This window comes from Pantoea sp. X-Soil-TKNS-1279 (assembly GCF_059730565.1).
Genome location: NZ_AP035948.1, coordinates 4,143,281 through 4,163,453, shown reverse-complemented (window position 1 = coordinate 4,163,453; position 20,173 = coordinate 4,143,281). Strand labels below are relative to the sequence as shown.

At 55.6% G+C, this 20,173-nt stretch carries 17 protein-coding genes; 9 read left to right on the top strand and 8 right to left on the bottom strand.

All coding sequences use genetic code 11. The annotated features are described in order from the left end of the window. Window positions 1-125: 125 nt before the first annotated feature. From ilvG to ilvA, 5 genes are read left to right on the top strand one after another with little or no spacing between them, the layout of a single operon-like run. Entirely contained in the window at window positions 126-1,772 is a 1,647-nt protein-coding gene (gene ilvG, locus AC6I8N_RS19505; RefSeq protein WP_497829727.1) for an acetolactate synthase 2 catalytic subunit, read from the top strand. Next, a complete protein-coding gene (gene ilvM, locus AC6I8N_RS19500; RefSeq protein WP_013510963.1) occupies window positions 1,769-2,026 on the top strand; it encodes an acetolactate synthase 2 small subunit in 258 nt (85 codons plus the stop codon). The genes ilvG and ilvM overlap by 4 nt, the downstream gene beginning before the upstream one ends. A gap of 18 nt (window positions 2,027-2,044) precedes the next feature. After that, on the top strand, window positions 2,045-2,974 hold the full coding sequence (ilvE, locus tag AC6I8N_RS19495; RefSeq protein WP_013510962.1) for a branched-chain-amino-acid transaminase: 930 nt from the start codon (window positions 2,045-2,047) through the stop codon (window positions 2,972-2,974). Window positions 2,975-3,034: 60 nt separating this feature from the next. Continuing rightward, the gene (gene ilvD / locus AC6I8N_RS19490) at window positions 3,035-4,885 is read left to right on the top strand and encodes a dihydroxy-acid dehydratase (protein ID WP_021184982.1); all 1,851 of its coding nucleotides are present in this window, start codon (window positions 3,035-3,037) and stop codon (window positions 4,883-4,885) included. A 3-nt stretch (window positions 4,886-4,888) separates the two neighbouring features. Next, window positions 4,889-6,436 carry a threonine ammonia-lyase, biosynthetic gene (gene ilvA / locus AC6I8N_RS19485; protein ID WP_021184981.1) on the top strand — a complete coding sequence of 516 codons (1,548 nt, stop codon included), beginning with the start codon at window positions 4,889-4,891 and terminating at the stop codon, window positions 6,434-6,436. Here the strand turns inward: ilvA and ilvY are convergent, their stop codons facing one another. Continuing rightward, on the bottom strand, window positions 6,437-7,318 hold the full coding sequence (ilvY, locus tag AC6I8N_RS19480) for an HTH-type transcriptional activator IlvY (protein WP_013510959.1): 882 nt from the start codon (window positions 7,316-7,318) through the stop codon (window positions 6,437-6,439). A gap of 160 nt (window positions 7,319-7,478) precedes the next feature. On the opposite strand from ilvY, the gene ilvC reads away from it, so the two are divergent. Then, complete coding sequence (gene ilvC / locus AC6I8N_RS19475; RefSeq protein WP_021184980.1) at window positions 7,479-8,954, top strand: ketol-acid reductoisomerase; 1,476 nt, start codon at window positions 7,479-7,481, stop codon at window positions 8,952-8,954. A gap of 256 nt (window positions 8,955-9,210) precedes the next feature. Here the strand turns inward: ilvC and AC6I8N_RS19470 are convergent, their stop codons facing one another. The 3 genes from AC6I8N_RS19470 to AC6I8N_RS19460 form a co-directional block, all read right to left on the bottom strand. Further along, complete coding sequence (locus tag AC6I8N_RS19470; RefSeq protein ID WP_021184979.1) at window positions 9,211-10,545, bottom strand: MFS transporter; 1,335 nt, start codon at window positions 10,543-10,545, stop codon at window positions 9,211-9,213. A 276-nt stretch (window positions 10,546-10,821) separates the two neighbouring features. Next, on the bottom strand, window positions 10,822-11,829 hold the full coding sequence (gene yhjD, locus AC6I8N_RS19465) for an inner membrane protein YhjD (protein WP_021184978.1): 1,008 nt from the start codon (window positions 11,827-11,829) through the stop codon (window positions 10,822-10,824). Window positions 11,830-11,868: 39 nt separating this feature from the next. Beyond that, window positions 11,869-12,768 carry a LysR family transcriptional regulator gene (locus AC6I8N_RS19460; RefSeq protein ID WP_021184977.1) on the bottom strand — a complete coding sequence of 300 codons (900 nt, stop codon included), beginning with the start codon at window positions 12,766-12,768 and terminating at the stop codon, window positions 11,869-11,871. A 115-nt stretch (window positions 12,769-12,883) separates the two neighbouring features. Between AC6I8N_RS19460 and AC6I8N_RS19455 the strand changes: the two genes are divergently transcribed. Further along, a complete protein-coding gene (locus AC6I8N_RS19455) occupies window positions 12,884-13,642 on the top strand; it encodes an SDR family NAD(P)-dependent oxidoreductase (RefSeq protein WP_497829726.1) in 759 nt (252 codons plus the stop codon). 83 nt (window positions 13,643-13,725) lie between these two features. Here the strand turns inward: AC6I8N_RS19455 and AC6I8N_RS19450 are convergent, their stop codons facing one another. Continuing rightward, window positions 13,726-14,574 (bottom strand): PhzF family phenazine biosynthesis protein, encoded by an 849-nt coding sequence (locus AC6I8N_RS19450; RefSeq protein WP_497829725.1) that lies wholly within the window; start codon window positions 14,572-14,574, stop codon window positions 13,726-13,728. Between the two features lie 113 nt (window positions 14,575-14,687). Between AC6I8N_RS19450 and AC6I8N_RS19445 the strand changes: the two genes are divergently transcribed. After that, a complete protein-coding gene (locus AC6I8N_RS19445; RefSeq protein WP_021184975.1) occupies window positions 14,688-15,311 on the top strand; it encodes a glutathione S-transferase family protein in 624 nt (207 codons plus the stop codon). Here the strand turns inward: AC6I8N_RS19445 and AC6I8N_RS19440 are convergent. Continuing rightward, entirely contained in the window at window positions 15,278-16,768 is a 1,491-nt protein-coding gene (locus AC6I8N_RS19440) for an aminotransferase-like domain-containing protein (protein WP_497829724.1), read from the bottom strand. The two genes, AC6I8N_RS19445 and AC6I8N_RS19440, sit on opposite strands and share 34 nt — an antisense overlap. A gap of 135 nt (window positions 16,769-16,903) precedes the next feature. Here AC6I8N_RS19440 and AC6I8N_RS19435 point away from each other — a divergent pair, with 135 nt between their 5' ends. Next, window positions 16,904-17,491: a LysE family translocator gene (locus AC6I8N_RS19435; RefSeq protein ID WP_208724381.1), complete on the top strand. Its 588-nt coding sequence runs from the start codon at window positions 16,904-16,906 to the stop codon at window positions 17,489-17,491. Window positions 17,492-17,531: 40 nt separating this feature from the next. Here the strand turns inward: AC6I8N_RS19435 and mqo are convergent, their stop codons facing one another. Next, window positions 17,532-19,145, bottom strand: a complete 1,614-nt coding sequence (mqo, locus tag AC6I8N_RS19430) for a malate dehydrogenase (quinone) (protein WP_497829723.1) — start codon at window positions 19,143-19,145, stop codon at window positions 17,532-17,534. A gap of 509 nt (window positions 19,146-19,654) precedes the next feature. Beyond that, window positions 19,655-20,110: a carboxymuconolactone decarboxylase family protein gene (locus AC6I8N_RS19425; protein ID WP_497829722.1), complete on the bottom strand. Its 456-nt coding sequence runs from the start codon at window positions 20,108-20,110 to the stop codon at window positions 19,655-19,657. Between the last annotated feature and the right edge of the window lie 63 nt (window positions 20,111-20,173).

Genomic DNA, 20,173 nt, shown 5'->3' with positions numbered 1-20,173 from the left:
CCCCCGCACCGCAAGGTCCGGGGGTTTTTTTTCGACCAGGTAAAATATCAGCGAATCATCGAGGAACAGATAATGAACAGTAGCATAAAATTCTGTTGTTCCCGCAGGGATACAGGAGAATAACCATGACAGGTGCACAGTGGGTAGTTCAGGCTTTACGCGCGCAGGGTGTTGATACAGTGTTTGGTTATCCTGGCGGTGCCATCATGCCAGTGTACGATGCGCTCTACGATGGCGGCGTGGAACACCTACTGTGTCGGCATGAGCAAGGTGCAGTGATGGCGGCGATTGGTTATGCTCGCTCTACTGGCAAGACCGGCGTCTGTATTGCCACCTCTGGCCCTGGCGCAACTAACCTGATCACCGGCTTAGCCGATGCAATGATGGACTCCATCCCGGTGGTTGCCATTACCGGCCAGGTTGCTTCTCCGTTTATCGGCACCGATGCGTTCCAGGAAATTGACGTTCTCGGCTTGTCACTGGCCTGCACCAAGCATAGCTTCCTCGTTGAGTCCCTTGATGATTTACCTTCAGTCATGGCTGAAGCCTTCGCCATCGCCCAGTCTGGCCGCCCAGGTCCGGTACTGGTTGATATCCCGAAAGACATCCAAATCGCTGATGGCGATCTCACGCCGCACCTGCTGCCGGTTGAAGAGGCGTTGAGCCATTCACCGCAGCATATCGCGGAAGCGCGCGCCCTGATGGCGCAGGCGAAAAAACCGATGCTTTATATCGGTGGTGGCGTGGGTATGGCGCAGGCAGTCCCTGCGTTACGTGCGATGGCGATCGATACCGGCATCCCGATGGTCGCCACGCTGAAAGGCTTGGGTAGCGCGGATGCCAACAGCGATCTTTACCTCGGCATGCTGGGGATGCACGGCACCAAAGCGGCTAACCTGGCGGTCCAGGAGTGCGATTTGCTGATCGCGGTTGGTGCGCGTTTTGACGACCGCGTTACCGGTAAGCTGGACACCTTCGCGCCACACGCCAGCGTTATCCATATTGATATCGACCCCGCCGAACTGAACAAGCTGCGCCGTGCGCACGTCTCGTTGCAGGGTGATTTGAATCAGGTGCTGCCCGCGCTGAGCATGCCGCTGCAAATCGATGCATGGCGCACCGAAGTTAAAGCGCTGAAGGCCGAATTCAACTGGCGTTACGATCATCCAGGCGAAGCAATCTATGCCCCGCTGCTGCTGAAGCAGTTGTCCGATCGTAAAGCCGATAGCGCAGTGGTGACCACTGACGTGGGTCAGCATCAGATGTGGGCAGCGCAGCATATGTCATTCAGCGCGCCGGAAAACTTTATTACCTCCAGCGGCCTTGGCACCATGGGCTTTGGCCTGCCGGCTGCGGTAGGTGCCCAGGTGGCCCGTCCGAACGATACCGTCATCTGCGTATCTGGTGACGGCTCAATCATGATGAACATTCAGGAGCTGGGTACCATTAAACGCGGCAAACTGCCGGTTAAAATCCTGCTGCTGGATAACCAGCGCCTCGGCATGGTACGCCAGTGGCAGCAGCTGTTCTTTGATGGTCGCTACAGCGAAACCATCCTTACTGATAACCCCGATTTCCTCACGCTGGCCAGCGCTTTTGATATCCCCGGCCAGCGCATTAGCCGTAAAGATCAGGTCGACGCCGCCCTTGATGCTCTGCTGAACAGTGAAGGTCCATACTTCCTGCATGTTGCGATTGATGAGCATGAAAACGTCTGGCCTTTGGTACCGCCTGGTGCCAGCAACGCAAACATGATGGAGAAAACCGTATGAACCAGCATCAATTGTCTATCGAAGCGCGCTTCCGCCCTGAAATATTGGAGCGCATTTTGCGCGTCGTGCGCCACCGTGGTTTCCAGGTGTGCACCATGAACATGGCATCAGCCGCGAATGCCGAAAATATTAATATCGAAATGACCGTTGCCAGCCAGCGCTCTGTCGATTTACTGTCTTCGCAGTTAAGCAAACTGATGGATGTCGCTTGCGTCCAGATCCAACAACAGACAACACAACAAATCCGTGCCTAGTCGCGAAAGGAAATAACAATGAGTACGAAGAAAGCAGACTTTATTTGGTTCAATGGGGAGATGGTTAAGTGGGAAGACGCCAAGGTCAGCGTCATGTCTCACGCGTTGCATTACGGTACTTCGGTGTTTGAAGGCGTGCGTTGCTACGACTCACACAAAGGCCCGGTGGTGTTCCGTCATCGTGAACACATGCAGCGTCTGCACGACTCCGCCAAAATCTACCGCTTCCCGATCAAAGCCAGCGTAGATGAGCTGATGGAAGCCTGCCGTGAAGTGCTGCGCGTCAACAAACTGAAAAGCGCTTACATCCGTCCTCTGGCCTTCGTAGGCGACGTGGGCCTGGGTGTGAACCCGCCAGATGGCTACACCACCGATGTGATCATCGCTGCGTTCCCTTGGGGTGCTTACCTGGGTGCTGAAGCGCTGGAGCAGGGCATCGACGCGATGGTTTCTTCATGGAACCGCGTAGCCCCGAACACCCTGCCGACCGCAGCGAAAGCCGGTGGTAACTACCTTTCTTCTCTGTTGGTGGGTAGCGAAGCTCGTCGCCACGGCTATCAGGAAGGTATCGCTCTCGACACCAACGGCTATATTTCAGAAGGTGCTGGTGAAAACTTGTTCGAAGTGAAAGATGGCATTCTGTTCACGCCTCCGTTCACTTCTTCTGCGTTGCCGGGCATCACCCGTGACGCCATCATCAAACTGGCAAAAGACATGGGTATCGAAGTTCGCGAGCAGGTGCTGTCACGCGAATCACTGTACCTGGCTGACGAAGTGTTCATGTCTGGTACTGCGGCGGAAATCACTCCGGTTCGCAGCGTTGACGGAATTCAGGTGGGCGCAGGCAAATGTGGTCCGGTGACCAAACGCATTCAGCAGGCATTCTTTGGCCTGTTCACTGGCGAAACTGAAGACAAATGGGGCTGGCTGGACCAGGTTAACCCATAACACGTTTTTTCGCGGACGCAGTAGCGTCCGCGACATTATCCTTACTGGAGTAAATAGAGCATGCCTAAGTACCGTTCCGCCACCACCACCCATGGCCGTAACATGGCGGGTGCCCGTGCCTTGTGGCGCGCGACAGGAATGACCGACGCCGATTTCGGTAAGCCGATTATCGCCGTGGTCAACTCATTCACCCAATTCGTGCCTGGCCACGTCCACCTGCGCGATCTCGGCAAACTGGTCGCTGAACAAATCGAAGCGGCTGGCGGTGTGGCTAAAGAGTTCAACACCATTGCGGTGGATGACGGTATCGCCATGGGTCATGGCGGCATGCTGTATTCACTGCCTTCGCGCGAGTTGATCGCTGACTCCGTCGAGTACATGGTCAACGCCCACTGTGCCGATGCGATGGTCTGCATCTCCAACTGCGACAAGATCACCCCGGGAATGCTGATGGCCTCGCTGCGCCTCAACATTCCGGTGATCTTCGTTTCCGGTGGCCCGATGGAAGCGGGTAAAACCAAGCTGTCTGACAAAATCATCAAGCTGGATCTGGTGGATGCGATGATTCAGGGGGCGAACCCGAACGTCAGCGATGCCGATAGCGAGCAGATTGAACGTTCCGCCTGCCCGACCTGTGGTTCCTGTTCTGGTATGTTCACCGCCAACTCGATGAACTGCCTGACCGAAGCGCTGGGTCTGTCACAGCCAGGTAACGGTTCGCTGTTGGCGACCCATGCTGATCGTAAGGACCTGTTTATCAATGCCGGTAAGCGCATCGTTAACCTGACCAAACAATATTACGAGCAGGATGATGCCCGCGTACTGCCGCGTAATATCGCGAGCAAAGCCGCGTTTGAGAACGCCATGACGCTGGATATCGCGATGGGCGGCTCCACCAACACCGTACTGCACCTGCTGGCCGCCGCGCAGGAAGGCGAAATCGACTTCAACATTTCTGATATTGACCGTCTGTCACGCAAAGTGCCGCATCTGTGTAAGGTGGCCCCGAGCACCCAGAAATATCATATGGAAGATGTGCACCGCGCGGGTGGCGTAATCGGCATCCTCGGTGAACTGGATCGCGCTGGCCTGTTGCACACTGACGTGCGCAACGTGCTGGGTCTGAACTTGCGTGAAACCCTGGATCAGTACGACATCATGCTGACCAAAGACGAAGCGGTTAAAAAGATGTTCCGCGCCGGTCCGGCCGGTATTCGCACCACTCAGGCGTTCTCGCAGGATTGCCGTTGGGACACGCTGGATGACGACCGTCAGGAAGGTTGTATCCGCACCCGTGAATTCGCTTTCTCGCAAGACGGTGGTCTGGCGGTGCTGTACGGCAACCTGGCGGAAGATGGCTGTATCGTGAAAACCGCTGGTGTGGACAAAGAGATCCTCACCTTCAAAGGCCCGGCCAAAGTTTACGAAAGCCAGGACGATGCGGTTGAAGCGATTCTCGGCGGTAAAGTGGTCGCGGGCGATGTCGTGGTGATTCGCTACGAAGGGCCGAAAGGTGGACCGGGCATGCAGGAAATGCTCTATCCGACCACCTACCTGAAATCGATGGGCCTCGGCAAAAGCTGTGCGCTGATCACCGATGGTCGTTTCTCAGGCGGTACCTCCGGTCTGTCTATCGGCCACGCTTCACCGGAAGCGGCCAACGGCGGCACCATCGCGCTGGTGAAAGACGGCGACATCATCGAAATCGACATCCCGAACCGTGGCATCAAGCTGGCGGTGCCGGAAAACGAACTGCACGCACGTCGTGAAGAGGAAGAAGCCCGTGGTGATGCAGCGTATACGCCGCATGGTCGTGAGCGTCAGGTCTCCTTCGCCCTGCGTGCTTATGCATCACTCGCGACCAGCGCTGACAAAGGCGCGGTGCGCGATAAGTCTAAGCTGGGAGGCTAACAGATGGCTGAGTCTCAACCGCTACCCGCGGCGCCTTGCGGCGCGGAGTATTTGCGCGCGGTATTGCGTTCACCGGTGTACGAAATTGCACAGGTCACGCCGTTACAGAAAATGGAAAAAATTTCATCGCGTCTTGGCAACACCATTCTGGTGAAGCGTGAAGATCGTCAGCCGGTGCACAGCTTCAAGCTGCGCGGGGCTTACGCGATGATTGCCGGGCTGACTGAGGAGCAGAAAGCGCGCGGCGTGGTGACGGCATCCGCTGGCAACCACGCGCAGGGCGTAGCCCTCTCAGCCAGTACCTTAGGCATCAAATCACTGATTGTGATGCCGCTGGCCACGGCAGATATCAAGGTTGATGCGGTGCGCGCATTTGGCGGTGAGGCTTACCTGTTTGGTGCCAACTTCGACGAGGCAAAAGCCAAGGCGATTGAACTGGCGGAGCAGCAAGGTTACACCTTCGTTCACCCGTTTGATCATCCGGCGGTGATCGCCGGGCAGGGCACGCTGGCGATGGAACTGTTGCAGCAGGATGCGCATCTCGATCGCGTTTTCGTACCGGTCGGTGGCGGTGGTCTGGCGGCGGGTGTGGCGGTGCTGATCAAGCAACTGATGCCGCAGATTAAGGTGATTGCCGTTGAGTCAGAAGATTCAGCCTGCCTGAAAGCGGCGCTGGATGCCGGTCATCCGGTTGATCTGGCGCGTGTCGGTTTGTTTGCTGAAGGTGTGGCGGTGAAGCGTATCGGCGACGAAACCTTCCGCCTGTGCCAGGAGTATCTGGACGACATCATCACCGTGGACAGCGATGCTATTTGCGCCGCGATGAAAGATCTGTTCGAGGATGTGCGTGCGGTGGCGGAGCCTTCCGGGGCGCTGGCGCTGGCCGGGATGAAAAAATACATCCAGCAGCACAACATCAAGGGCGAACGTCTGGCGCATGTGTTGTCGGGGGCCAACGTCAACTTCCACGGTCTGCGCTACGTCTCCGAGCGCTGCGAACTGGGCGAGCAGCGTGAAGCGTTGCTGGCAGTCACCATCCCTGAGCAACAAGGCAGCTTCCTGAAGTTCTGCCAGACGCTGGGCGGTCGTTCCGTCACTGAGTTCAACTATCGTTACGCCGATGCCGACAACGCCTGCATCTTCGTTGGCGTGCGCTTAACGCGCGGGCTGGAGGAACGTAGCGAAATCATCAGCCAGCTCACGCAGGGTGGTTATAACGTGGTGGACCTCTCCGACGATGAGATGGCCAAGCTGCACGTCCGTTACATGGTCGGTGGTCGTCCTTCCAAACCGTTACGTGAGCGCCTGTTCAGCTTCGAGTTCCCGGAAGCACCCGGTGCGCTGCTGAAGTTCCTGCAAACGCTCGGTACGCACTGGAATATCTCGTTGTTCCACTATCGCAGCCACGGCACCGATTACGGTCGTGTGCTGGCGGCGTTTGAACTGGGTGATGATGAGCCGCGCTTTGAGGAGCATCTCACGGCGCTGGGTTATGACTTCCACGACGAAGCCAATAACCCGGCGTTCCGCTTCTTCCTCGCCGGTCAGTAACTACAGCAGGTTCCAGAAGGCATTGATAAGCGGCTCTCCGAGCCGCTTTTTTTGTACGCAAACGCCCAGCTCGAGCGGCGCGACCGACTCGACGTTCTCCAGCACCAGCACGCGATTACGTACCGGTTCCGGGCTGTTTTCCAGTACCACGTCCGGCAGCAGCGCAATGCCACATCCCAGCGCCACCATCGACACAATCGCCTCATGGCCCGACACCGTGGCATAAATCAGCGGATTGGGAATGCGGCGACGGCGAAACCACAGGTCGATCCCCCGGCGTGCAGGCCCTTGTTCCGGCAGGATAAACGGAATCAGCGACCAGTCTGGCTCGTCCTGGGTCGCCTGATTCCGCACCGGGCAGGGCAACGCCGGGGCGATCAGGACCAGCGGAATCAGCCCAAGTGGCGTAAAATCTATGCTGGCGGGCAGCGATTCAGGGCGACCGGCAATCGCCAGGTCGGCCTCACCAGACTGCACCATCTCAATCGCATCGGCGGCATCGCCGGTGGTGAGCTTGATCTCCACCTGCGGATGTTCAGCGCGAAAGCGGTCGAGAATCGGTGGCAAATGGCTATAGGCTGCCGTGACCGAACAAAACAGACGTAACTCGCCACTGAGCGAGGGGCCGTTCAAGTCCATCACATGACGCAGTTGTTGATATTGCAGCAGGGTTTGCTGGGCAAACTGACGCAACCTTTCACCGGCCTCGGTGAGTGTCACGGTCCGGTTATCACGCAGAAACAGCGCGTGGCCGACATCCTCCTCAAGGCGCTGGATTTGGCGCGACAGGGTAGATGGGCTGACATGCATGGCGCGTGCTGTGCGGCCAAAGTGGCAGCTCTCGGCCAGATGGAGGAAGAGTTTCAGGTCTCGTAAATCCATGCGCGGGTAACCTCAAAGTAATATTGCAAATCCTGCAATGTGACCTTGTAAATATATCAATTTAAGCAACAGATTTCCTGTCATATGATGGGGTCATTCGCGACACTGATAACAGCGTCGTTACTGAACAAAGCAAACACAACATCAAACCGGAGTACCCATGGCTAACTACTTCAACACTTTGAACCTGCGCAACCAGTTAGCGCAGTTAGGCAAATGTCGTTTCATGGCGCGCGATGAATTCGCGGATGGCGCCAGCTTCCTGAAAGGGAAAAAAGTCGTCATCGTTGGCTGTGGTGCTCAGGGCCTGAACCAGGGTCTGAACATGCGTGATTCCGGTCTGGATATTGCTTACGCCCTGCGTGCCGAAGCGATCGCTGAGAAGCGTGCTTCTTTCCGCAAAGCGACCGATAACGGCTTCAAAGTGGGTACTTACGAAGAGCTGATCCCGCAGGCTGACCTGGTGGTTAACCTGACGCCAGACAAGCAGCACTCTGCTGTAGTTCAGGCGGTACAGCCGCTGATGAAAGACGGCGCAGCGCTGGGCTACTCACACGGTTTCAACATCGTTGAAGTGGGCGAAACCATCCGTAAAGACATCACCGTTGTCATGGTAGCGCCGAAGTGCCCGGGTACTGAAGTGCGCGAAGAGTACAAGCGTGGCTTCGGTGTGCCGACCCTGATCGCAGTTCACCCGGAAAACGATCCGAAAGGCGAAGGCCTGGCGATTGCTAAAGCCTGGGCCTCTGCGACCGGTGGTGACCGTGCGGGCGTGCTGGAATCCTCTTTCGTTGCGGAAGTGAAATCTGACCTGATGGGTGAGCAGACCATCCTGTGCGGTATGTTGCAGGCCGGTTCTCTGCTGTGCTTCGATAAGCTGGTGGCAGAAGGCCACGATGCGGCTTACGTTGAAAAACTGATTCAGTTCGGCTGGGAAACCATCACAGAATCCCTGAAGTTCGGCGGCATCACCCTGATGATGGATCGTCTGTCTAACCCGGCTAAACTGCGTGCTTACGCGCTGTCTGAGCAGCTGAAAGGCATCATGGCTCCGCTGTTCCAGAAGCACATGGATGACATCATCTCTGGTGAATTTTCCTCCGGCATGATGGCTGACTGGGCCAACGACGACAAAAACCTGCTGACCTGGCGTGAAGAAACCGGTAAAACCGCGTTCGAAACCGCACCGCAGTTCGAAGGTAAAATCGAAGAGCAGGAATACTACGACAAAGGCGTTCTGATGGTGGCAATGGTGAAAGCGGGCGTTGAGCTGGCATTCGAAACCATGATCGACGCGGGCATCATTGAAGAGTCTGCTTACTATGAATCACTGCACGAGCTGCCGCTGATTGCTAACACCATCGCACGTAAGCGCCTGTATGAAATGAACGTGGTTATCTCTGATACTGCAGAATACGGTAACTACCTGTTCTCCTTCGCGGCTGTACCGCTGCTGAAAGAGTTCATGACCACCCTGCAACCGGGCGACCTGGGCAAAGCAGTGGAAGGCACTCAGGTAGACAACGCGCAGCTGCGTGACGTGAACGAAGCCATTCGTCAGCACCCGATCGAAGCGGTTGGCCGCAAACTGCGTGGCTACATGACCGACATGAAACGTATTGCCGTAGCGGGTTAATCCGTTCGCGACACAGTTTTCAGCAACGAAAAACCCCGGCTTGCCGGGGTTTTTTTTGGGTTAAGGTGCGCGTTGTTACCCTCACCCTAACCCTCTCCCGCAAGCGGGAGAGGGAACTGATCGAGCATATGGCACATCTCCCTCTCCCTCATGGGAGAGGGCCGGGGTGAGGGTTAGGGTGAGGGTAACAGCACGCACCTACCCCCCAATAAAAAACCCGGCCTGAGCCGGGTTTCGCATTTAACACTTCAACGCATCACACTGCTTCATACAGCGTCTGATTACGTGTCTCTTTGCAGGCAATCAACGCAATCAAGGTCAATGCCGCCATCGAAGCCAGATAAAAACCCACCGCCTGCAAACCGTAGTTCGCGTTCAGCCAGGTCGCGATATAAGGTGCAACGGATGCCCCCAGAATCGACGACAGGTTATAGGAGAACGAAGCACCGGTATAACGCACTTCAGTCGGGAACAGCTCTGGCAGCAACGCACCCATCGGGCCAAACGTCAGGCCCATAATGCTCAGGCCGAGCAGCAGGAAGCCCATCACCAGCACCTGCGAACCCGAACCAAGCAGCGCCGGGAACATAAAGGCGAACGCGATAATCATCAGGGTAATGGTGATCATGGTTTTACGGCGACCGAAACGGTCAGCCAGCAGGCCAGCAATCGGCACCATCACACCAAAACCAATCACCGCCACCATCAGCATCCACAGGAAGCTGTTACGTGAATAACCCAGGCCGACCGGCGCTGGCGCCGTGCCGTAGCTCATGGAATAGACGGTCATGATGTAGAACAGCGTATAGGTGGCGAGCATGATAAAGGTGCCGAGAATGGTCGCCACAAGATGTTTGCTCAGCAGGGTGCCAATCGGTACGCGTACCTGCTTCTTCTCTTTCTGCACTTTTGCGAATACCGGGCTTTCATGCAGCGATACGCGAACATACAAACCGATAATCACCAGTACGGCGGAGAGGATAAAAGGTACACGCCAGCCCCATTGCATAAACTGCTCGTCAGTCAGCAGCCAGGAGAGCAGCAGGAAGGTACCGTTAGCGAAGAAGAAGCCAATCGGTGCGCCAAGCTGCGGGAACGATCCGTACAGCGCGCGCTTTTTCGCCGGGGCATTTTCGGTTGCCAGCAACGCAGCACCTCCCCATTCGCCCCCGAGGCCCAGACCCTGACCAAAACGTGCCAGCGCCAGCAGCAGCGGTGCAGCTACACCAATGGTTTGATAACCAGGCAGCAGGCCGATCAGTACGGTCGATACCCCCATAGTCAACAGGGAAGCCACCAGGGTGGCTTTACGGCCCACGCGGTCACCAAAGTGACCAAACACCGCTGAACCAATTGGACGCGCGACGAAGGCGATGGCAAACGTCGCCAGCGACTGTAGCGTCGCGACCGTGGCATCACCCTGTGGGAAGAAGATATGCGGGAAAACAATCACCGCCGCAGTGGCGTAAATATAGAAATCGAAGAATTCAATCGCGGTGCCGACAAGAGACGCTACGACCACTTTGCCGCGTGAATTGACTGGCGCATCGTCGTGTTTTTTGTCGAGTGGTTCTGTGATGGAGGCTTGCATAACTGTTTCTTAATTGTAAATTGAAACAAAGAATCTTACGCACCTGTTTTGCGTCATTCAATGGCGAAAAACCGCGTCACAACAGGCTTTTTCGGCGAAAAAGAGGATAATTTCTGAGTTCATGCAATCGGCGGCGGATGGGAAGGGGAACGGCGGCTTTTTTGGCGGGAATCTCTGCAAAAGGGCCAAATAAAAGTGACCCTTTAGCGATTCCTGCTGGGTTTTGCCGCAAAAACAGCCAATGGGGAACATTTTTGGCTGTTGCGGCAAATGTAACTAATGTTGCTGGTGGGGTTGTGGCATCTCTTTATCATCTTTATATCTGGCGGTGGCGATCCAGGCGGCGCAGAACAGTGTGAGACGCGCAAAGAAGTAGAAAAATGCCATCAGACCTAATACCGAACCAAATGCCGCACCGGAGGGGGAGGTCGCCAGTTTCGGCAAGGTAATGGTCATGACAAACTTAATCACCTCAAAGCCAACAGCCGCCAGCAGCGTACCGCGAAACAGCGCTTTCTTACGCGGCTTGTGGCGCGGCAAAATCCAGAAAATCCACAGGAAGAGTAAATAGTTAGCAAAGATAGAGATACTCAAAGTAATGATGGTCATCGCCGGGCGTAACCACTCAATATGATCCAGCCCCAGCGCCTGCACAATCGCGGCCTGCGCCGCCCCGGCCACCGAGGTCAGCGACAAGGTGATGACCAGCGCCAGCATCAGACCGGTGAGTGAGATAAAATCACGAATGTATCGCTTCCAGAATTTTTCCTGATCATCAGGTTTCCGTTCCCACACATCACGCGATTGCGCGCGAATCGCTTCGCGCAGGTTACCCATCCAGTTAATGCCTGAATACAGCGCCAGCAGCAGGCCGGTCAGGCCGACGGTAGCACGCTGTTGAATCGCCGTATTGACGGTGTTTTTCAGGGTATTGGCAAGGTTAGGATCGCTGATACTGTTGACGATTTTGTTGATCAACTCCGTGAGTAAATCCTGATTCGACGCCAGCACAAAACCGACCGCCGCAAAGGAGACCATCAAAATCGGTATCAATGAGAGAAACGAGAAGTAGGTAATGGCGGCACCAAACTGGCTGCCGAGACGATCATTGAACCGCTCCAGCGCGCGCAAAAAATGGGCTACCGCCGGGATGGCCTGAAACCAGGTCGCGAAGCGTGAGACATGCACAATCGAGCGGTCCACATGCTGATTACCGGTTTTCAGATCAATGAGCGGCTTTTGCCCGGCCGCTTTTTCCTGATTTTTTTCGTCCGTCATAGACATTCATCATCCTGTTCACAGCGAAATTAAAATTATAGCCTGCTAAGTGACGTACTCCTGCAAGACCTGGCTTAACCACTCCATAAACACCCGCACCCGGCGTGCAACATTGCGTCGATGCGGATAGAGCAGCGAAATCGGCATCGGTTTAGCCGGAAAATGATGCAGCACTTCCACCAGTTGCCCGGACTCCAGCAATGGCTGCACGCCAATCGCCGGCACCTGAATAATCCCCAACCCGGCAATACACGCCGCACGATAGGTTTCGGTGCTGTTGACGGTTACCACGCCGCCGGTTTGCACGTAATGCGTCTGCTTGCCATCAAAATATTCAAAGCCAGGCGATGGCTGGCCCAACTGCTGGGTATAGTGCACCATCGCATGTTGCGATAAATCTTCCAGGCGCACCGGCATACCGAAGCGGGAAAGGTAATCGGGGCTGGCGCAGTTAATCAAGGCATGGGTTCCGATTTTACGCGCGATCAGGCCGGAATCTTTCAGTTCCCCCACGCGTATCACGCAGTCAAATCCCTCACGGATCACATCCACCTGGCGATCGCTGCTGCTAAGCTCAATCTCAATGCCGGGATAGTGCTGCAAAAACTCCGGCAATCGCGGCAGGATAAAACCGGTCGCCATCGCTACCGACATATCCACGCGCAATTTGCCGCTCAGCGTCGCCGGATCGTGTTGAAACAGGCTGTCCATATCATCCAGCATCGACAACAAATCGAGGCAGCGATCGTAATAAACCAGCCCATCCTGGGTGAGATGGACACGTCGCGTAGTGCGATGCAGCAGCCGTGTACCCATTTGATTTTCCAGCGCCTGTAACTGGCGCGATACGCTGCCTTTTGGCAAACCAAGGCTCTCTGCCGCGCGGGTAAAACTGCCCATTTCTGCCACCCGCACAAAAACCTGCATTGCGTGAATTTTATCCATGTTGTTCACCTATTGTTGTTGTTAGTGAAACAGTGCAGCGCATTACAACGAGTTTATAGATCAAACCTCAGAGAATATCCTTGAAACGTGTTCAATTTTGCAACAGGAGCGAATCATGAGTCACAAAATTGCGTTGATTACTGGCGGCAATCGCGGTTTAGGCAAGAATGCCGCGCTAAAACTGGCCGCAAAAGGCACCGATATTATTTTTACTTACCGCAGCCATGCAGAAGAAGCTGAGGCGGTGGTGAAGGAGATTGAAGCGCTGGGTGCGCGTTCTGCCGCGCTGTTGCTGGATGTCGGCGATACGCGTCAGTTTGATGGCTTTGTCAGTCAGGTTAAAGAGGCGCTGCAAAAGGTGTGGCAGCGAGACAACTTTGACTATTTAGTGAACAACGCCGGTCACGGTCACTACAAGCTGTTCAGCGAAACCACCGAGGACGAGTTTGATGCACTGGTCAACGTGCATTTCAAAGGGCCGTACTTCCTTACCCAGAAGCTGCTGCCGGTGATTATTGATGGTGGTCGTATCCTCAATATCTCCAGCGGTCTGACGCGTATCACTTATCCAGGGTCCAGCACCTATGCCTCCATGAAAGGGGCGATGGAAGTGTTGACGCGCTACCAGGCGAAGGAATTGGGCGAACGGCGTATCCGCGTCAACATCCTGGCACCAGGGGCGATTGAGACGGATTTTGGCGGTGGCCGCGTACGCGACACCAAAGAAATCAATGACACCATTGCCTCGCTGACGGCACTGGGCCGCGTGGGACTGCCGGATGATATCGGCGACGCGGTCAGCGCAATTCTGAGCGATGAAACTGGCTGGATCACCGCCCAGCGTATCGAAGCGTCCGGCGGGCAAGCACTGTAATCAACCGCGCAATAAATTGTGCCGCTACAAATATGTGCAGATACCGTAGCGGCGCGATTTATCGCGCAATGTGCATCGGTGCCTTAGCGTTCGATGGTGCCGTCGATCACCGTCACTGTCTGGCCGCCAATCCAGATGGCCTCTGGCGTGAAACTGACCTGAATGCGTCCTTCACGCTGAACCACGCTGCCCTGACGAGCGCGGTAGTCGCGGGTATCGCCCTGTGACGCCAAATAGCGCGCCAGGCAGGCATTGGCGCTGCCGGTCACCGGATCTTCCACCAGGCTACCGTTCTCTATAAACAGCGCGCGCAATTCATATTGTTCGCTTTCACCTTGTGGTAGCGGGCCAAACGGGGCGATGCCATTCACCTTGGCGTGTTTCTGCAAGCGCAGCAGATCACTGGCGTTGGCCTTAATCTCCCGCACTGCTGCGGCGCTGGTCATCGGTAACAGCAGCCAGCGGATCCCCATATCCACCACCGTAGGCGACTGGCTTTCATCCAGGGCGTCGCTATTAATGGCGCTGCCGATCAGCGCATCGCTGAAGGGAGTCAGGGTGGCTGCCGGGGCGGCGAAAGCCAGCGCTCCGTCAGTGCTGATCCTGACGTCCACCAGGCCAACGCCACACTCCTGCACGATTTTGCCCGGCGTCTTCAGCGGCCAGCCCGCCTCAAGCAGCGCATGCGCGGTGCCAAGCGTCGGATGCCCGGCAAACGGCAGCTCACCACCGGGGGTAAAGATGCGCACCCGATAATCCGCCGCGGCATCCTCCGGTGGCAGCACAAAGGTGGTTTCCGACAAATTGGTCCAGCGCGCAATCGCAGCCAATTGCGCATCGCTCAATCCCTGTGCATCCATAATCACCGCCAGCGGATTGCCGCGAAAGGCTGATGAGGTAAAGACATCCACTTGTTTAAACGCGACCTTCATTGTCACTCCTTCCTCGTTGAGGTGGTCTGAAATCCTGATTTACATGATGTTGATTGCTAAAGGTAATCATTAGGGCTATGAATAGATTAACAATTATGCAACCGGAGTTCGCTATGTTAAAAATTCTTGGCCGCACATCATCAATTAACGTGCGCAAAGTTTTGTGGCTTTGTGCTGAGCTGGATATTCCTTACGAGCACGAAGTCTGGGGCGATGAAAACAAATCCCTGCACTCTCCCGAATTTTTGGCGCTTAACCCCAATGCCATGATCCCGGTGATTATCGAAGACGATTTCGTCATGTGGGAGTCCAATGCCATTCTGCGCTATCTCGCCACCAGTTACGGCGGCGAGTGGCTCTACCCGGAAAACCCGCGCGCCCGTGCGCCGATCGATCAATGGACTGACTGGCAAGCCACTGAACTTAACACCTCATGGCGCTACGCGTTTATGTCGCTGGTGCGCAATTCACCCGCCCACCAGGATGAACGTCTGCTGGCGGCAGCCTGCAAAGGCTGGAATCACACTATGGGTATTCTCAACCAGCAGTTGGAAAAAACCGGGCGCTACGTAGCAGGTCGTAACTTCACTCTGGCGGATATCCCGGTCGGTCTGGCGGTGAACCGCTGGTTTGAAACTCCGCTGGAACATGCCGACCTGCCAGCGGTACGCACCTATTACGAACGCCTGACCGAGCGCGAGGGTTACACCACCTGGGGCCGTAACGGCACGCCTTGATCCTGTCCTGGCGGCAGACCGCTTAATTCGCAGGCCAGCGCGCCAGTGCGCTCCAGTGCCCAGGTATAACGCGCATCGAACGGATAGCAGCAGGAGAGGCGCAGCGCATGGGTGTAGCGCTCACTCAGTGAGTACAGCGCACCCGGCGTGACGCAAATTTGCTCCTGCAACAACCGATGAAACATCTCCACGGTATCCACTTTTCCCGGCAGTTCGACCCAAAACACAAAGCCACCGCGCGGCAGGGTAGCGCGCGTTCCCTGCGGGAAATGGCGGGCGATAATGCCACGCGCTGCATCAAGATTGGCAGCATAGCGGCGACGCAGGGTGCGCAGGTGGTGATCGTAGCCACCGCTGGCGAGAAACTCCGCCAGCACTTCGCTCAGCAGGCGGGACTCCGACATCGACGACACCGCCTTCAGCCGCGCAATTTTTTCGTGAAAACGCCCGGCGGCGGTCCAGCCGATGCGAAAATCGGGTGCGACGGTTTTGGTAAAGCTGGTGCAGTAAATCACCCAGCCATCGTTGTCGAAGGCTTTAACCGGCGGTGACAACGGCCAGTCAAACTGCAATTCGTCGTACAGACCGTCTTCAATCAATGGAAGATGGTAAGTATTTACTAACTTCGCCAGACGTTTCTTATTCGCCAGCGGCATCACGTAGCCGAGTGGGTTCTGCGCGCCGGGCATGGCGATCAGCGCCTGAATACGCTGTTCCTGGAGCAGCATCTCCAGGGCATCCAGCGATAATCCCTGCTGTGGATCGGTGGGAATCTCCAGCGCTTTCAGCCCCAGTGAAGCCAGCAGTGGGAAGAGAAAGAAGTAGGTGGGGGATTCCAGCCCGACACAGTCTCCGGGTTTGGTTACCGCGCGCAGCGCCAGTTGTAGAGCTTCCATGCAGCCGTGAGTGAGGGTGATGTCCTGCGCGGTAAGGTTTATCCCGGTATGCAGACTGCGGCGGGCAATCTCCTCCCGTAAGCGCTCACTACCCGGCGGAAGCGCGTAACGACCAACTATTTGCGGGTTGCGGCGTAAAACGCTGGCGGTTATCCGGCTCAGACGGGCTGACGGATACAATTCAGCATCTTGTGGGCAGGCCAGCGAGATATTGGTGTAGTCCGGGTTGTTCTGCGCGGCAAACACCTGCTCAATCAGCGCCAGCTTTTGTGTACTCGGGTCATCCACCTTCGCGCGCATTTTCTGTACCGGACGTGTCAGCGCAGGTAACACGCTGCGTACATAATACCCGGACTGAGGACGTGCCTCGATCAGGCCGCGATCTTCCAGAATTTGCCAGGCATTGAGTACCGTATTGATACTCACCTGATGGGATTGTGCTACCCGACGTATGGCGGGCAGGCGTTTACCGGGCTTCAGTGTTCCCTGGTGGATAGATTCCGCAAAGCTGTCGGCGAGCTGCTGATATAGCGTCTGGCCGGATGAAAGAGGAAGGGACACAAAAGCCTCCGCATTTGATGGGTACAATTATCAATTTGGCAAACTGTAACCATAACAATAGTCATTTTGTGTCTCTGTTTCCATTGCGTTGTGACGATTAGCATGAAGTCATGTTGATCAATCAGGAACTGCATCATGCTCGATCCCTCTTTCTTCAGTTATGTCACCGTTATGTCGATCACCCCCGGCCCGAACAACCTGCTGCTTGCCACTTCCGGGGTGAATTTTGGCTTTAAGCGTACTTTGCCTATGGTGTTCGGCATTATGCTGGGCTGTGCGATGCAGGTGGTACTGGCGGGGGTAGCGCTGGAGGTGCTGCTGCACTGGATGAGCGCGATTCGCCTGCCGTTAACGCTGGTAGGATGTGGCTACCTGCTTTGGCTGTCGTGGAAGATTTTTCGTGCGGGAGCGCCCGAGGCACGAGACAGCGTTCAGCCGATGACCATCCTGAGTGGTGCCTTGTTTCAGGCGGTCAATCCCAAAGCCTGGTTAATGGCGAGTAACGTGGCGTTGATGTATGCCAACAGCAATGGGGTGGCGGCGATCGTGGTGGGATTTGCGCTGCTGAACCTGCCGTGCATTTTGATCTGGGCGGCGCTGGGAGATCGCTTGCGCAACCACCTGCAAATTGCGTGGAAGCGCCAGGCCTTCAACAGCCTGATGGCGTTGTCGCTGGTGGTGACGACCGGGTGGATGTTGTACGACGCGTTGCAGTTGGTGTAAGAATACGAAACGGCGCGATCAACCGCGCCGTTACAGGTATTTACTTGCCGACGACGTGCGCGGTTTCGCGGCCTTCGTCGTTCGCGGCCATCGGTGTCACCGGTGCGTAATCGAGTTGCAGCACGCGACTGGTTTCTGCCAATACTTTCTCGGTCAGTGCCACGTCACCGTTGAGTTTACGGCCCCAGGATGGAATAACCATGCGGATTTTGGTCTGCCACTCAGGCGAACGCATCTGCTCCGGGAAGGCCTTCGCCATCAGCTCCAGCATAATCGGTGCGGCAGTCGATGCCCCCGGTGATGCGCCCAGCAGCGCCGAAATCGTGCCATCTTGTGAGGTGACCACTTCGGTGCCAAGACGCAACACGCCGCCGTCTTTCTCATCGTTCTTGATGATCTGCACGCGTTGACCTGCCGTCACCAGACGCCAGTCTTCCTGCTTCGCCTGCGGTACATAGGCGCGCAGGGCGTCCATACGGTCGCTATCGCTTTGCAGCACCTGATCAACCAGATATTTCACCAGATCGAAGTTTTTCAGCCCAACCTGCATCATTGGCATCAGGTTGCTGCCATTCATCGCGCCGAACATATCCAGCAGCGAACCTTGCTTGAGGAATTTGGTGGAGAAGGTGGCGAAGGGACCAAACAGCAGCACCTGCTTGCCATCCAGCACGCGGGTATCAACGTGCGGCACGGACATCGGTGGTGCGCCGACAGAGGCTTTGCCATACACCTTCGCCATATGCTGCTGCACCACGTCCGGGTTCTCTGTCACCAGGAACGAGCCGCCCACCGGGAAACCGGCATAGCCTTTCACTTCCGGGATGCCCGATTTTTGCAGCAGCGGCAGTGCTGCGCCGCCTGCGCCGATAAACAGCTGACGGGCGTTGAGCACACGGCTTTCGCCACTGTCGGGATTAAACAGGCTAACCTGCCAGCGACCATCACTCAGGCGCTTGATATCACGCACTTCCTGGCGCATCCGCAGGCGGAAATTGGCTTTCTTCTCCAGGGCGGCGATCAGCTGGCGCGTCACTTCACCGAAGTTCACGTCGGTGCCCATTTCGGTCCAGGTGGCAGCCACTTTCTGTTTTTTGTCGCGACCATTCATCACCAGCGGAATCCACTGCGTGATTTGATCGCGTTCTTCTGAGTATTCCATGCCACGGAACAGGGTGCTTTTTTGCAGCGCCTGGAAGCGTTTGCGCAGGAATTCGACGTTGTCGTCGCCCCAGACGAAGCTCATGTGCGGCGTACTGTGGATAAAGCTTTTCGGATTGCGCAGATTGCCTTTCTGAACGTGATACGCCCAGAACTGACGGGAAATCTGGAACGATTCGTTAATCGCCACCGCTTTAGAAATATCGATGCCGCCATCCGCCTTCTGCGGCGTGTAGTTCAGCTCCGCCAGCGCAGCGTGACCGGTACCGGCATTGTTCCAGCCATTGGATGACTCTTCCGCTACCGTAGCCAGGCGTTCGACCATCTCAATAGACCAATCCGGCTCCAGGTCTTGCAACCAGGTTCCTAAAGTAGCGCTCATGACGCCAGCGCCAATTAACAGCACATCAACGTCTTTTCGTTCCTGAAGGTTTGCGCTTTCCATGCCAGCGGCGCTTACTGCCAGCGCCAGATTTACCGCAGTTTTGCTCATGAGGCGACATCTCCTCTTCTGTTGACCTGAAGTTCAACAGGTTCGCAGGCGAAACAGCCACGCTTCTTTCGAGCGCGTCGCGCTGTTTCTCAAAGGTTAAGACTCAGGTTAAGTCGTGGGGGTGCTAACGGTTAACTGCACGTTATGCATAGTCATTCGAATATAACATTCTCGTATCGGAATTAAACGTTTGTTTATTTTTTAAAGGCAGAAATGATTCAGCATAAGAATTAATCGGCGGAACCCGCTTGTCATAAGGGATTTTTATCCCTTAATCAGACGGTTACGGCAATGTCTATGTTGCGACATTGTGATGCTTTTGTGCGGATTTTTACGGGGTTAACACCAAAGGGTTAATGTTAACATTATGATAATATTGAATTTAAAGAAAATTGATTTTTTATGCGATTTTTATGTTGCGCGATATTTCGCCTGGTTGTGTAAAAATAATGTTACATTTGTGTGATGACTTATTCAGGCGCGAGCTACCGCGCCCGTCAGAAGAAATTTCAATCACGCGGTGCACTATCGGGTAACTTTTTCAGACTGATCGCCAGCCGGTTATAGGTATTCATCAAACCGATTGCCACGTTGAGATCCACAATCTCCTTATCGCTGAACACTGCTTTCACTTGCGCAAACAACGCCTCGGGCGCACCCTGGCTGGCAATCAGCGTCAGGCTCTCGGCCCACGCCAGCGCTGCCTGTTCGCGGTCATCAAACAGCGTGCCTGATTCATGCCATACCTGGGTTAACACAATTTTGTGCCACGGCATGTCGGCTTTGTGCAGTGCCTGGGTGTGCATATCGATGCAGTAAGCACAGCCGTTAATCTGCGAAACGCGCAGAAATACCAGCTCCAGCAGGCTGTGCGACAGGTCGGTTTGTGTCAGATAGCTATAAACGCCACCCAGGGCTTTCATCGCACCGGGCGCGGCGCTGTAAAAATCGATACGTTGGCTCATCTTTCGTTCCTCAATCAGTTAAGGTTTTCATCTGCATTGTTCACTGCCATATGGAGCAACAAA